The sequence below is a fragment of the Klebsiella michiganensis genome, assembly GCF_002925905.1.
GTDB lineage: Bacteria > Pseudomonadota > Gammaproteobacteria > Enterobacterales > Enterobacteriaceae > Klebsiella > Klebsiella michiganensis.
On the sequence record NZ_PRDB01000002.1, the window covers coordinates 211,496 to 224,711 of the forward strand.

Below are 13,216 nucleotides of genomic sequence, written 5' to 3' on the forward strand. Positions count from 1 at the left end.
CGATAAAGGCAGGGATAACGATCGCTAGCTGGAACAGCTTACTTCAAGACGCCTTCCCCAGTCCGGTGGACGCTGAATATACTCATTCGTCCGATCGGCAAAGGGGTGAGAGAGTGCGCTATGCAGGCGCTCCAGCTCGCTCATATCCCCCTGCTCCGCCTGTTCAATGGCCCGCTGAGCCAGCCAGTTACGCAGCACGATCGCCGGGTTGACGCTGCGCATCCGCGCCTGCCGTTGCGCATCGTCAACCTGTTCATCACGCAGGCGCGCGCGATAAGCGGTAAACCAGGTATCGAACGTCTCGCGGTCGATAAACTCATCGCGTAGCGGCGAGGCGGCGCTCTCCTGCTCGCTGGCGCTGAGCATCCGGAAGGTCCGCGTATAGTCGCTGCCCTCGCGTTCCATCAGCGTAAACAGGCCGTCCAGCAGTTCGTTATCCCCTTTTTGCTGGGTAAACAATCCGAGCTTGTCGCGCATGCGGCGGCCATACGCCGTCAGCAGGGCTTGCTGGTAACTATCCAGCGCGCCGTTCAGCGCCTCAGCGCTGATAAACGGCGAGAGCGTCTGCGCCAGACGTTGCAGGTTCCATAGCCCTACCGCCGGCTGATTATCAAAGCTGTAGCGCCCTTGATAATCGGAGTGGTTACAGATAAAGCCAGGCTGGAAATCATCAAGGAAACCGTACGGACCGTAGTCCATCGTCAGGCCGAGAATTGACATATTGTCGGTATTCATCACCCCGTGGGCAAAGCCCACCGTTTGCCAGCAGGCAATCATCTCCGCGGTTCGAGTGACAACGTCACTGAACCACAGAAGGTACTTATCCGCTTCATTTTGCAGATGCGGCCAGTGGTGACGAATCACGTAATCCGCCAGCTGCTGCACTTTCAGAGGCTCGCGACGGTAGTAAAAATGCTCAAAATGGCCGAAACGAACGTGGCTTTCCGCCAGCCGCATCAGCATTGCCCCGCGCTCGACGGTTTCGCGGTATACCGGCGTATCGCTGGCCACTATCGCCAGCGCGCGGGTGGTGGGAATGCCCAACGCATGCATCGCTTCCGAGGCCAGCGCCTCGCGGATCGTCGAGCGCAGCACCGCCCGCCCGTCGCCCATTCGCGAATAGGGAGTGAGCCCGGCGCCTTTAAGGTGCCAGTCAAAGCGACGACCATCAGCGAGCTGCTGTTCGCCGAGCAGAATACCGCGCCCGTCGCCGAGCTGCCCGGCCCAGGCGCCGAACTGGTGGCCGCTGTAAACCTGCGCCAGCGGCGACATTCCCGGCAGCAGCGTTTCGCCGCCCCATACGCCAGCGCCTTTCTGCGGGCTGAATAACGACGCGTCAACGCCCAGCGTTCGCGCCAGCGGAGCGTTGTGCCAGACAAGCCGCGCATTCTCCAGCGGCGTAGGGGTTAAAGAGGTGTAAAAATCCGGCAGTTCATCACGCCAGTGGGTAGTAAAAGACAGGGTCATGGTTCCTCCTGCCTTCAGTGTAGTGCTTTCAACAAATTATTAACACGGAGGAATGGATGGGTTATTGCGATAAAAGACAAGATGAGCGTTGTGGCGCTGCCCGGTAAGGCGTTACCGCCGCCGGGCAAGAAAACGCCACGCTACGCTTTGACGTATCGAGGCTAGATCCTTCGCGCCTGCCAGAATTTTTTATGCCAGTAGACATTATCCAGCGACGAGCGCGTCACGCCCTGGCTGGTGGAGGCGTGGATAAACTGGTTATCCGTGTCGTAAATACCGACGTGCAGACCGCTCTCTCCGGAACCGGTCTTGAAGAAGACCAGATCGCCGGGCAGCAGTTCGCTCTTATCGATTTTCGTGCCGATCTCCGCCTGCTCACGCGTTTCGCGCGGCAGCTGCAACGCGAACTTATCGCGGAAGGTCATCAGCACAAACCCGGAGCAATCAACGCCGCGCGGCGACATGCCGCCGTAGCGATACGGCGCTCCCCGCCAGTTCCTTAGCTGCTCATTCAGGTTAGCAACAACGGTAATCGAATCAGCAAGCCGTGGATTGGGCGGCGGCGCCCGATGGCTGCTACAACCCGCCAGAAATAACGCAACACACAAAACGAGCCAAAAACGCATCTCAGACGAATCCTCTGTTCCCTATCCTGATAGCAGGATAATTTACCTTGTTTATCAATTCGCTGGCAAGCTGACTGCGTGCTACTGTGACGCAACGAGCATAAGATGGCCCGCAACCTCGACCCGCTGGAAGTCCATGGCATAGGCGGCGGTTAAATTCTCTTCGCTTAATACCTCGGCGGTGCTGCCGCAGGCGATCGTCTCCCCCCGGCAGATAAGCCAGGAGCGATGGGCGTGTCGGAGGGTATGATTCAGGTCGTGGCTGCTCATCACGACGGCAATCCCCGAGGCGCAGAGTTCGCTTAACAGTCGGTCCAGCGCGGCCTGCTGCGCCACGTCCAGGCTGTTCATCGGTTCATCCAGCAATAGCAACTGTCCGGACGCGTTAGCCTGACGATGAATCTGCAGTATTACCGCCGCCAGGCGCACGCGCTGCCACTCCCCGCCGGAGATGTGATTCACCTGGCGCCCAAGCTTGTCGCCTAAGCCCAGCTTCTCCGCGATGGTCGTCAGTAGCCCGTTGTGCGCGTCGTCCTGGAGATGCAGCGACAGATAATGCCAGACCGGCATGGCGAAAGGCGGCATCTGGTGCTGGCTTAAATAGGCCCGATGACGCGCCAGCTCCTGCGCCAGCCAGTCATTCAGCGGGCGTCCATTCAGTTTTACCTGGCCCGGGCCGGTAGAGAGCCCCGCCATACGCGCCAGCAAGGTGCTTTTCCCCGCCCCGTTTGGCCCCACCAGATGAACGATCTCTCCCGGCCGGATATCGGCTGAAAACGGCGCCAGCCGCCCCGCCTCTTCTACATCCTGTAGCTGCATCAAAAACGGCATTATTTGGCTAAAGCTCCTTTAATAGCGGCCACCAGCTGCGGATCATCCGGCGTCATATCCGGTGAGAAACGGCCGATGACCTGACCATCGCGGCCGATGAGGAATTTTTCAAAATTCCACAGAATATCATCCACGTACAGCGGCGCTCTGCCTTTGCTGGCCATGCGCTCATAAAAACCGCTGCCTTCCGGGGCGATAGCCTGCGGGGCGGCCTCAACCAGCTTCTGGTACAGAGGCGCGCGATGTTCGCCGTTGACGTCAATTTTGCTGAACATCGGGAAAGTCACGCCGTAAGTCGTGCTACAGAACGTTTTAATCTCTTCTTCGCTACCCGGCTCCTGACCCAGAAACTGGTTGCACGGAAAGCCCAGTACGCTAAAACCTTCGCTTTCTAAATCTTTTTGCAGCGCTTCCAGCTGCTCATACTGCGGCGTCAGGCCGCATTTTGACGCGACGTTGACAATCAACAGGACTTTGCCTGCCCACGGGGTGAGCGTTGTTTTCTCACCATCGATGGTGGTGACTTCAGTATTGAGAATATCGTGTTGCATAGCCTTCCCTCAGTGAATATACCGGTAACTGCTTCAGGTGATCCCTATCTACTGTAGCGGATTCAGACTGGGTCATTCTACTTTGAATCCCCCGGGAGTGTCTCTTGATGTAACAGGCAGCACAACATGAATTCATCTCAACACCGGGAGCGCGCAATTCAGTGTACAGTGGTGGATGGATGTAATAGCATTTCGTTAATTGTTAATTTAAGAGAGTTTTATTGATGAAGAAGATGTTTAGCGCGGTGTTAATCGCGGCCTCCGTTACGCTGCTTTCGGCCTGCTCGCCGGATGAAGATAATAAGATTAAAGTCGCCATTAATACCGGGCCGGATGAGGCTATCTGGAAAGTCGTAGAACAGGTGGCCAAAGAGAAATACAACCTCGACGTCGAGGTAATCTCATTTAATGATTACGTTCTGCCGAACGAAGCCCTGAACAATAAAGACGTCGATGCTAACGCCTTCCAGACGCTGCCTTACCTTGAGGCACAATCAAAAGAGCGCGGCTATAAGTTTGCCATTGTTGGTAAAACCTTCGTCTTCCCCATCGCCGCCTACTCGAAGAAAATCAAAAATATCAGCGAACTGCCTGACGGCGCGACGATTTCCATCTCTAACGAAACCACAACCCTGGGCCGCAGCCTGCTGCTGCTGCAGGCGCAAGGTTTAATCAAGCTGAAAGAGGGTACAGGCTACCTGCCGACGACGCTGGACATTATCGATAATCCTAAGCAGCTGAAAATCGTGGAAGTCGACACGCCGCAGCTGACCCGCACGCTTGATGACCCGAACGTCGCCCTGTCGATCATCAACACCAACTTCTCCGCTCAGGCCGGTCTCTCGGCTGCCCGCGATGGGCTATTTATGGAAGGCCCGGACTCGCCGTACGTCAACGCCATTGTTGCGCGCGAAGATAATAAAGACAGCAAAAAAGTCCAGGAGCTGAAAGAGGCCTTCCAGACTCAGCAGGTTGCCGACAAGGCAGCGGAAGTCTACAAAGGCGATGCGATTAAGGGCTGGTAATACTATCAACCGCTTACGGCCGCCCCTCACTGCGGGCGGCCTGATTTCAGCAATAACCAGATAAACACCGGCGCGCCCAGAGTGGCGGTGACCACGCCAATCGGCAATTCCGCCGCCGAAAGCGCCAGACGCGCGATAATATCCGCGCCCAGCAGCGCGCTGGCCCCCGCTAACAAACAGGCCGGAAGCAGCGCGCGGTGATCGCTTAAACCACATAAGCGCAGAATATGCGGGATAACCAGACCAATAAAGCCGATCGCGCCGGCCAGCGCCACGCTGACGCCCACCAGCCAGCCGGTCGCCACCACCAGCACTTTACGCCATAGCCACAGCGGCAGCCCCAGCTGGCGTGCGGAAACCTCCCCCAGCGCTAACAGATTAAGAGGCTGCGATTGCAGGCACACCCAGGCCAGCACCGGCAGCAGGGCCAGCATCAGCCACAGCTGCTGCCAGTCCACGCCGCCAAAGCCGCCCATCATCCAGTACATCAGCTGGCGGAGATCGAAAGAGGTTGAGAAGTAGACCGCCCAGGTCATCAGCGCGCTGCATATGATACCGAGCGCCACGCCCGCCAGCAGCAGGCGGCTGGTCGAGAGATGCCGCCTGGCAAAACGCAGTAAAATAAAGGTAATGACCAGCGCGCCAGCGATGGCGCACAGCCCCAGCGCCCAGCCCGGAAGCAGCCCTTTTCCCAGCAACACGGCGGCTATCAGGCCAACCCCAGCGCCGTTTGATACCCCCAGCAGCCCGGGCTCCGCCAGCGGGTTTTCAAACAGCGCCTGCATAATCGCGCCGGACAGCGCCAGCGCCGCGCCCACCAGCAGGACGGCCAGGGTGCGCGGCAAACGAATCTGCCAGATAAACAGCTCGCCTTTGGCGCTAAACCATTCACCGGGGCCAATCCACTGGTCGCCCGCGCACAGGCTGATGGTCGACGTAACCAGCAGCAGCAACGTTAATACCGCAAGCCAGCGCCGGTTGCGGCGCCGTTGAGTTTGAGCAAAGGTCAGCATAGATTTCTGAGTTGAGAAAAAGGATGTGATTGATTTTACGGTATTCGGCCAGGAAAAGAAAAAAGGCCGCATAGCGGCCTTTTTGATTAGTCAGTCCAGATCATTTCTCTCTGGGTGAAGCGTTTTCGACACGGCTTTTTAACTTCTGTCCGGGTCTGAAGGTCACCACACGCCGGGCTGTAATAGGAATATCCTCTCCCGTTTTCGGGTTACGGCCCGGGCGTTGGTTCTTATCTCGCAAATCGAAGTTGCCGAACCCGGAGAGTTTTACCTGCTCTCCGTTTTCCAGAGCGCGACGGACTTCTTCGAAAAACAACTCTACCAGCTCTTTGGCATCCCGCTTGCTAAGCCCAAGCTTATCAAACAGATATTCTGACATTTCAGCTTTTGTAAGCGCCATAGGTTCAATCCCTCAATGATGCCTGGAATCGCTCTTTCAATGCCTCTACACATTTGGCGACGGTAGCGGCAATCTCCTCTTCTTCGAGTGTACGGCTGGTATCCTGGAGGATAAGGCTGATAGCGAGGCTTTTGAAACCTTCCGCTACGCCCTTGCCGCGGTACACGTCAAATAAGTTTACGCCAACTACCTGATTTACGCCAACTTTCTTACACTCGGCTAAAACATCGGCTGCGGGAACGTTTTCTGCCACAACGACGGCGATGTCGCGACGGTTCGCCGGGAAGCGAGAAACTTCACGCGCCTGAGGCACCACGCGGTCTGCAAGCTTGTTCCACTCCAGCTCGAACACCAACGTGCGGCCGTTCAGATCCAGTTTACGTTCCAGCTCGGGATGAACAACCCCAATAAAACCAATACGTTCACCTTTCAGATAAATCGCCGCCGACTGGCCCGGATGAAGCGCATTATTGGCTTCGATGCGGAATTCGATGTCGGACAGTTTACCCGTGAGGTCGAGAACGGACTCCAGATCGCCTTTTAAATCATAGAAATCGACGGTTTCTTTTGCCAGGTTCCAGTGTTCTTCATAGCGGTTACCGCAGATGACGCCAGCCAGCATCACGTCCTGGCGAATACCCAGAGGGGCCTGCGTATCGGGAACAAAGCGTAAGCCGCTCTCAAAGATGCGGACGCGACTCTGCTGGCGATTTTGGTTGTAGACCACAGTCCCGAGCAGACCAGTCCACAATGACAGACGCATCGCCGACATTTCGCTGGAGATCGGGCTCGGCAGAATCAGCGCTTCTTCACCGGCGTGGATCCACTGCTGTACTTTCGGGTCAACAAAGCTGTAGGTAATCACTTCCTGATAGCCTTTGTCGTTGAGCAGCGTTTTCACGCGCTTAAGCGACAGATCCGCTTCGCGGTGGCTGCCCATGATCAGGCCCGCTTGCACCGGTTCGTCAGGAATATTGTTATAGCCATAGACGCGGGCAACCTCTTCGACCAGGTCTTCTTCGATCTCCATGTCGAAACGCCAGCTCGGCGCCACGGCATGCCACTCATCCTGGCCTTCGGTAACTTCACAGCCCAGACGACGCAGAATGTCGCTAACCTGCTCATCTTCAATGTGATGGCCAATCAGACGATCCAGTTTGCTGCGGCGAAGGCGGATGGTCGCAGGCTTCGGCAGAGTCGCTTCATTGGTCACGTCAATAATCGGGCCCGCTTCACCGCCGCAAATATCCATCAGCAGGCGGGTTGCGCGCTCCATTGCCTGATACTGCAGCGCGGAGTCCACGCCGCGCTCGTAGCGGTGGGAAGCATCGGTATGCAGACCATGACGGCGGGCGCGGCCGGTGATGGACAGCGGGCTGAAGAACGCGCATTCCAGCAGAACGTTTTGCGTTTCATCGTTTACGCCGGAGTGCTCGCCGCCGAAAATTCCGCCCATAGCCAGGGCTTTCTGGTGGTCAGCAATAACCAGAGTATCGGTATCCAGCTTAGCCTCGGAGCCGTCGAGCAGGACCAGGGTTTCGCCTTCATGCGCCATACGCACGATAATTCCGCCTTCAATGCGGTCTTTATCGAAGGCGTGCATCGGCTGACCGAGCTCGAGCAGAACATAGTTGGTCACGTCAACCACGGCATCGATGGAGCGAATGCCGCAGCGGCGCAGCTTCTCTTTCATCCATAACGGCGTCGGCGCTTTGACATTAATGCCTTTTACCACACGGCCCAGGTAGCGCGGGCATGCTTCCGGCGCATCGACCTGAATTGGCAGAACGTCGTCGATGGTTGCGGCCACCGGAGTCATTTCCGGGACATGTAGTGGCGCCTTGTTGAGCACGGCGACATCGCGGGCAATGCCGATAATACCCAGGCAGTCGGCACGGTTCGGCGTGACGCTGATTTCGATAGTGTTATCGTCGAGCTTCAGGTATTCGCGGATATCGGTACCCAGCGGCGCGTCGGCGGGCAGTTCAATAATACCGCTGTGATCGTCGGAGATCCCCAGCTCGGAGAAGGAGCACAGCATGCCTTCCGACGGCTCGCCGCGCAGCTTTGCCGCTTTAATTTTAAAATCGCCCGGCAGTACGGCACCGATGGTTGCAACGGCAACCTTCAGGCCCTGACGGCAGTTTGGCGCGCCGCAGACGATGTCCAGCAGGCGTTCGCCGCCGACGTTAATTTTTGTGACGCGCAGTTTGTCAGCATTAGGGTGCTGAGCGCACTCAACCACTTCCCCAACGACAACGCCGTTGAAGCTTCCCGCAACCGGTTCAACGCCGTCAACCTCAAGGCCGGCCATCGTTATCTGGTCCGACAGCGCTTCGCTATCGATAGCTGGGTTAACCCACTCGCGTAACCACAGTTCACTGAATTTCATTGTTCTGTCCTGCCCTTATTTAAACTGTTTGAGGAAACGCAGATCGTTTTCGAAGAACGCGCGTAAGTCGGTCACGCCGTAGCGCAGCATGGTCAGACGCTCCATACCCATGCCGAAGGCAAAGCCGGAATAGATTTCCGGATCGATACCCACGTTGCGCAGTACGTTTGGATGCACCATCCCACAGCCGAGCACTTCCAGCCATTTCCCGTTTTTCCCCATAACGTCGACTTCGGCCGACGGCTCGGTGAACGGGAAATAGGACGGACGAAAACGAATCTGCAGATCTTCTTCAAAGAAGTTACGCAGGAAATCGTGCAGCGTTCCCTTCAGGTTGGTAAAGCTGATGTTGGTATCAACGATCAGGCCTTCCATCTGATGGAACATTGGGGTGTGGGTCTGATCGTAGTCGTTACGATAGACGCGGCCTGGCGCAATAATGCGGATCGGCGGCTGCTGGTTAGCCATGGTGCGGATCTGCACGCCTGAGGTTTGCGTACGCAGCAGGCGCGTGGCATCAAACCAGAAAGTGTCGTGGTCAGCGCGTGCCGGATGGTGGCCAGGAATATTCAGCGCATCGAAGTTGTGGTAGTCATCTTCGATTTCCGGGCCAGTCGCGACGGTAAAGCCGAGCTCACCGAAGAAACTTTCAATACGATCGATGGTACGGGTCACCGGATGCAGGCCACCGTTCTCAATACGACGCCCCGGCAGAGAGACATCGATGGTCTCCGAGGCCAGGCGCGCGTTAAGAGCGGCGCTTTCAAGATCTGACTTACGCGCGTTAAGCGCCTGCTGGACCTGCTCTTTCGCTTCGTTGATAACCGCGCCGGCTGCCGGGCGCTCTTCAGCAGGCAGCTCACGCAGGGTCGTCATCTGAAGGGTCAGGAGCCCTTTTTTACCCAGGTATTCCACGCGGACGTTGTCCAGCGCAGCAACATCTGATGCCTCGTTAATGGCTGCCTTCGCACTGGCAACCAGCTCTGCGAGATGTGACATGGTTTTCCTCATTATGTCGGTGCAGACACCGGTTATGGTTATTATTTTGCTTTCACTATTTCGAGCCGCAGACGGCGGGTCATTCGCCATTTGCCCGAATGACCCGGTCAATCCACACGTCTGGAGCTTGAAATAGAACAAGCCAGTTCAGATACAAAAAAAGCCTCCACAGTGGGAGGCTTTTTGGCGCTGTTTTCCGTTTCTTCTTTCACGCGCTAGCCTCCTGAGTTCAGGTGCTAAAGTAAAAAAAGAAGCGGAAAATAGCAGCATTCATGCTTGCATTACCTTGTCTGGTAAAAAACGTAAGATCGATATTGAAAAGCTTACGCGGATAAAAGTCAATGTATTGATAGTCTTGAAACGAAAAGAGGGAGACAAGCTCCCTCTTTCAACTGGCTTATGCCAGAGCTGCTTTCGCTTTTTCGACCAGCGCGGTGAACGCTAATTTGTCGAATACGGCGATGTCAGCCAGGATCTTACGGTCGATTTCAACAGAGGCTTTTTTCAGGCCGTTGATGAATTTGCTGTAAGAAATACCGTTCTGACGTGCTGCTGCGTTGATACGCGCAATCCACAGTTGACGGAACTGACGCTTTTTCTGACGACGGTCACGATAAGCGTACTGACCAGCTTTGATAACAGCCTGGAAGGCAACGCGGTATACGCGAGAACGCGCACCGTAGTAGCCTTTAGCTTGTTTCAAAATTTTCTTGTGACGTGCACGGGCAACTACACCACGTTTTACGCGAGCCATATGTGCTCTCCTGTATCTATTCTAATTAAAAAGTTAAAAGGGTTAACGACTTATGCGTACGGCAGGCACGCGATGACCAGGCCCAGATCGCCTTTAGAAACCATGGCTTTCGGACGCAGGTGACGTTTACGCTTGGTAGCTTTTTTGGTCAGAATGTGACGCAGGTTAGCGTGCTTGTGCTTAAAACCACCTTTACCGGTTTTTTTGAAGCGCTTAGCAGCACCGCGTACGGTCTTAATTTTTGGCATTTTAATAACTTCCACTTCGCATTGTTAATAAACGAAACATAGGCGAACAACGGCTGCGGAACCCGCAGGCTCCACAGACATTGCTACTTGAAGGCCTTACTGTTTCTTCTTAGGAGCGAGCACCATGATCATCTGGCGGCCTTCGATCTTCGTTGGGAAGGATTCGACTACTGCCAGTTCACTCAGATCGTCACGGACGCGGGTAAGCACTTCCATACCGATCTGTTGGTGGGCCATCTCACGGCCGCGAAAACGCAGCGTGATCTTGGCCTTATCGCCATCTTCCAGAAAGCGAATCAGGCTGCGGAGTTTTACCTGATAATCGCCATCGTCGGTGCCAGGACGGAACTTAATTTCCTTAACCTGGATAACTTTTTGCTTTTTCTTCTGTTCCTTAGAAGACTTGCTCTTTTCATAAAGGAACTTGCCGTAGTCCATGATACGACAAACTGGCGGTTCGGCGTTAGGGCTGATTTCAACTAAATCTACTCCAGCTTCTTCAGCTTTTTCGATCGCTTCTCTCAGACTCACAATACCCAAAGCTTCGCCTTCCAGACCAGTTAAGCGAACTTCCAGGGCGCGAATCTCGCCATTAATACGATTCGGACGTGCCGTTTGAACTCGTTTTCCGCCTTTAATACCTTATTCCTCCAGTTGTTTTAGACTGCGGCTGCGAATCTCTTGTTGCAGCTTCTCGATAACTTCATTTACGTCCAGGCTGCCCAAGTCTTTGCCACGACGGGTACGCACGGCAACTTTGCCGGCTTCTACCTCTTTGTCGCCACAGACCAACATGTAAGGGACACGACGTAAAGTGTGCTCGCGGATTTTAAAGCCTATCTTCTCATTTCTCAAGTCTGCTTTTACGCGAATGCCCGCATTTTGTAGTTTACGCGTCAATTCGTTAACGTATTCAGCCTGAGAATCAGTAATATTCATGACCACAACCTGCACCGGCGCCAGCCAGCTCGGGAAGAAGCCCGCAAACTCTTCGGTCAGGATGCCAATAAAGCGCTCCAGCGAACCAAGAATCGCGCGGTGAATCATTACCGGTACCTGTCGTTCGTTATTTTCACCCACATAAGAGGCGCTTAAACGCTGCGGCAGGGAGAAGTCCAGCTGTACAGTACCGCACTGCCATGCACGATCGAGGCAGTCATACAGGGTAAATTCAATTTTCGGACCGTAGAACGCGCCTTCACCCAGTTGATACTCAAACGGGATGTTGTTCTCTTCCAGCGCCACGGCCAGATCCGCTTCAGCACGATCCCATGTCTCATCGCTACCGATGCGTTTTTCCGGGCGAGTCGACAGCTTGACGACGATTTTCTCGAAGCCAAAGGTGCTGTACATATCGTAGACCATGCGAATACAGGCGTTCACTTCATCGCGAACCTGATCTTCAGTACAGAAGATATGGGCGTCGTCCTGAGTAAAGCCACGTACGCGCATCAGGCCATGCAGCGCGCCTGACGGCTCATTACGATGGCAGCTACCGAATTCAGCCATACGCAGCGGCAGATCGCGGTAGGATTTCAGCCCCTGGTTGAAGATCTGCACGTGGCCCGGGCAGTTCATCGGCTTGATGCAGTATTCACGGTTCTCGGAAGAGGTGGTGAACATCGCATCTTTATAGTTGTCCCAGTGGCCGGTTTTTTCCCACAGCACGCGGTCCATCATAAACGGGCCTTTAACTTCCTGATACTGGTACTCTTTCAGCTTAGAACGCACAAAAGTTTCCAGTTCGCGGAAGATAGTCCAGCCGTCGTTATGCCAGAACACCATGCCCGGCGCCTCTTCCTGCATATGATACAGGTCGAGCTGCTTACCGATTTTACGGTGATCGCGCTTAGCGGCTTCTTCCAGACGCTGCAGATAGGCATTTAAGGCTTTTTTATCTGCCCATGCGGTTCCGTAGATGCGCTGCAGCATTTTATTGTTGCTATCGCCGCGCCAGTAGGCGCCAGCGGTCTTCATCAGTTTGAAATGATGACAGAAACGCATATTCGGCACGTGCGGCCCACGGCACATGTCGACATACTCTTCATGATGATACAAACCGGGTTTGTCATCATGCGCAATGTTTTCATCAAGAATGGAGACTTTATAGCTCTCGCCGCGCTTCACGAAGGTTTCACGCGCTTCGTGCCAGCTGACTTTCTTCTTAATGACGTCGTAGTTTTTCTCGGCGAGCTCGTGCATACGTTTTTCGAGCGCGTCGATATCTTCCTGGGTCAGGGTATGGTCCAGATCGACATCATAGTAGAAACCGTTGTCGACAACCGGGCCGATCGCCATCTTGGTATTTGGCCACAGCTGTTTAATCGCGTGCCCCAAAAGGTGCGCACAGGAGTGACGAATAATCTCAAGTCCATCTTCATCTTTCGCGGTGATGATAGAGAGCGTCGCGTCGTTTTCAATTAAGTCGCAGGCGTCAACCAGCTCGCCGTTGACGCGGCCGGCGATGGTGGCTTTCGCCAGACCGGGGCCAATATCCAGAGCGACGTCCATCGGGCTCACAGCGTGATCAAAATGGCGTTGGCTGCCATCAGGAAGCGTAATTACAGGCATTTCATGTCCTTATTTGCAGTGGTGCCCCGCACGAAAGAGCACATACAAAACAATATAATCATAATTATCAACACGTTCAGGCCCAGTTCCCGCTTCACTCTGCGAAAATATGTGCACGCTCGTTCACCGACGCGTACCCACCTGCAGCCGCCTGTTGATAACACCGACGGTTAGTTTACACATCATTAGTGCGTGATAAAAGTCACATGAGACTAAATGGTTATTGCTGATGGAAAAAAAAGTCGCGGCGCAACAAACCCAGCGTAATTGCTGCGGAACCGTACGGCAAAAGAGCGCGGCAGGACGATATGACGCATAAAGAATATTTATGCTTTCACA

General features: G+C 54.8%; 14 protein-coding genes and 1 other annotated feature. Of the genes, 1 reads left to right on the forward strand and 13 read right to left on the reverse strand.

The window, feature by feature from the left end:
- Positions 1-24: 24 nt before the first annotated feature.
- The 4 genes from selO to CDA56_RS08130 form a co-directional block, all read right to left on the reverse strand.
- Complete coding sequence (selO, locus tag CDA56_RS08115; RefSeq protein WP_103814094.1) at positions 25-1,467, reverse strand: protein adenylyltransferase SelO; 1,443 nt, start codon at positions 1,465-1,467, stop codon at positions 25-27.
- Positions 1,468-1,628: 161 nt separating this feature from the next.
- Positions 1,629-2,093, reverse strand: coding sequence for an NlpC/P60 family protein (locus CDA56_RS08120; protein WP_004134084.1), 465 nt, complete (start codon positions 2,091-2,093; stop codon positions 1,629-1,631).
- An 81-nt stretch (positions 2,094-2,174) separates the two neighbouring features.
- A complete protein-coding gene (gene btuD, locus CDA56_RS08125; protein ID WP_014229727.1) occupies positions 2,175-2,924 on the reverse strand; it encodes a vitamin B12 ABC transporter ATP-binding protein BtuD in 750 nt (249 codons plus the stop codon).
- On the reverse strand, positions 2,924-3,475 hold the full coding sequence (locus CDA56_RS08130; RefSeq protein ID WP_025108225.1) for a glutathione peroxidase: 552 nt from the start codon (positions 3,473-3,475) through the stop codon (positions 2,924-2,926). The genes btuD and CDA56_RS08130 overlap by 1 nt, the downstream gene beginning before the upstream one ends.
- Before the next feature lie 224 nt (positions 3,476-3,699).
- Between CDA56_RS08130 and CDA56_RS08135 the strand changes: the two genes are divergently transcribed.
- Positions 3,700-4,500, forward strand: coding sequence for a MetQ/NlpA family ABC transporter substrate-binding protein (locus CDA56_RS08135; RefSeq protein WP_014229729.1), 801 nt, complete (start codon positions 3,700-3,702; stop codon positions 4,498-4,500).
- Positions 4,501-4,526: 26 nt separating this feature from the next.
- Here CDA56_RS08135 and btuC read toward each other — a convergent pair whose 3' ends face one another.
- The 9 genes from btuC to thrS form a co-directional block, all read right to left on the reverse strand.
- Positions 4,527-5,513, reverse strand: a complete 987-nt coding sequence (gene btuC, locus CDA56_RS08140) for a vitamin B12 ABC transporter permease BtuC (protein ID WP_009653750.1) — start codon at positions 5,511-5,513, stop codon at positions 4,527-4,529.
- Positions 5,514-5,613: 100 nt separating this feature from the next.
- Positions 5,614-5,913: an integration host factor subunit alpha gene (gene ihfA, locus CDA56_RS08145; protein ID WP_004851790.1), complete on the reverse strand. Its 300-nt coding sequence runs from the start codon at positions 5,911-5,913 to the stop codon at positions 5,614-5,616.
- 4 nt (positions 5,914-5,917) lie between these two features.
- Positions 5,918-8,305 carry a phenylalanine--tRNA ligase subunit beta gene (gene pheT / locus CDA56_RS08150; RefSeq protein WP_048262487.1) on the reverse strand — a complete coding sequence of 796 codons (2,388 nt, stop codon included), beginning with the start codon at positions 8,303-8,305 and terminating at the stop codon, positions 5,918-5,920.
- 15 nt (positions 8,306-8,320) lie between these two features.
- Positions 8,321-9,304 (reverse strand): phenylalanine--tRNA ligase subunit alpha, encoded by a 984-nt coding sequence (gene pheS, locus CDA56_RS08155; RefSeq protein ID WP_004851795.1) that lies wholly within the window; start codon positions 9,302-9,304, stop codon positions 8,321-8,323.
- Between the two features lie 153 nt (positions 9,305-9,457).
- Positions 9,458-9,583: a sequence feature (Phe leader region), on the reverse strand.
- Entirely contained in the window at positions 9,534-9,578 is a 45-nt protein-coding gene (pheM, locus tag CDA56_RS30865; protein ID WP_001386830.1) for a pheST operon leader peptide PheM, read from the reverse strand. (Overlaps the previous feature by 45 nt.)
- Before the next feature lie 118 nt (positions 9,584-9,701).
- On the reverse strand, positions 9,702-10,058 hold the full coding sequence (rplT, locus tag CDA56_RS08160; protein WP_004102963.1) for a 50S ribosomal protein L20: 357 nt from the start codon (positions 10,056-10,058) through the stop codon (positions 9,702-9,704).
- 50 nt (positions 10,059-10,108) lie between these two features.
- Entirely contained in the window at positions 10,109-10,306 is a 198-nt protein-coding gene (gene rpmI, locus CDA56_RS08165) for a 50S ribosomal protein L35 (RefSeq protein WP_001124225.1), read from the reverse strand.
- Positions 10,307-10,402: 96 nt separating this feature from the next.
- A complete protein-coding gene (gene infC, locus CDA56_RS08170; protein ID WP_052746887.1) occupies positions 10,403-10,945 on the reverse strand; it encodes a translation initiation factor IF-3 in 543 nt (180 codons plus the stop codon).
- Between the two features lie 3 nt (positions 10,946-10,948).
- A complete protein-coding gene (gene thrS, locus CDA56_RS08175) occupies positions 10,949-12,877 on the reverse strand; it encodes a threonine--tRNA ligase (protein ID WP_004102966.1) in 1,929 nt (642 codons plus the stop codon).
- Positions 12,878-13,216 lie beyond the last annotated feature (339 nt).

Excerpts from the sequence above, each read along its gene's own strand:
- selO (WP_103814094.1), bottom strand. The coding sequence starts at position 1,467 with ATGACCCTGTCTTTTACTACCCACTGGCGTGATGAACTGCCGGATTTT.
- CDA56_RS08120 (WP_004134084.1), bottom strand. The coding sequence starts at position 2,093 with ATGCGTTTTTGGCTCGTTTTGTGTGTTGCGTTATTTCTGGCGGGTTGT.
- btuD (WP_014229727.1), bottom strand. The coding sequence starts at position 2,924 with ATGCCGTTTTTGATGCAGCTACAGGATGTAGAAGAGGCGGGGCGGCTG.
- CDA56_RS08130 (WP_025108225.1), bottom strand. The coding sequence starts at position 3,475 with ATGCAACACGATATTCTCAATACTGAAGTCACCACCATCGATGGTGAG.
- CDA56_RS08135 (WP_014229729.1), top strand. The coding sequence starts at position 3,700 with ATGAAGAAGATGTTTAGCGCGGTGTTAATCGCGGCCTCCGTTACGCTG.
- btuC (WP_009653750.1), bottom strand. The coding sequence starts at position 5,513 with ATGCTGACCTTTGCTCAAACTCAACGGCGCCGCAACCGGCGCTGGCTT.
- ihfA (WP_004851790.1), bottom strand. The coding sequence starts at position 5,913 with ATGGCGCTTACAAAAGCTGAAATGTCAGAATATCTGTTTGATAAGCTT.
- pheT (WP_048262487.1), bottom strand. The coding sequence starts at position 8,305 with ATGAAATTCAGTGAACTGTGGTTACGCGAGTGGGTTAACCCAGCTATC.
- pheS (WP_004851795.1), bottom strand. The coding sequence starts at position 9,304 with ATGTCACATCTCGCAGAGCTGGTTGCCAGTGCGAAGGCAGCCATTAAC.
- rplT (WP_004102963.1), bottom strand. The coding sequence starts at position 10,058 with ATGGCTCGCGTAAAACGTGGTGTAGTTGCCCGTGCACGTCACAAGAAA.
- rpmI (WP_001124225.1), bottom strand. The coding sequence starts at position 10,306 with ATGCCAAAAATTAAGACCGTACGCGGTGCTGCTAAGCGCTTCAAAAAA.
- thrS (WP_004102966.1), bottom strand. The coding sequence starts at position 12,877 with ATGCCTGTAATTACGCTTCCTGATGGCAGCCAACGCCATTTTGATCAC.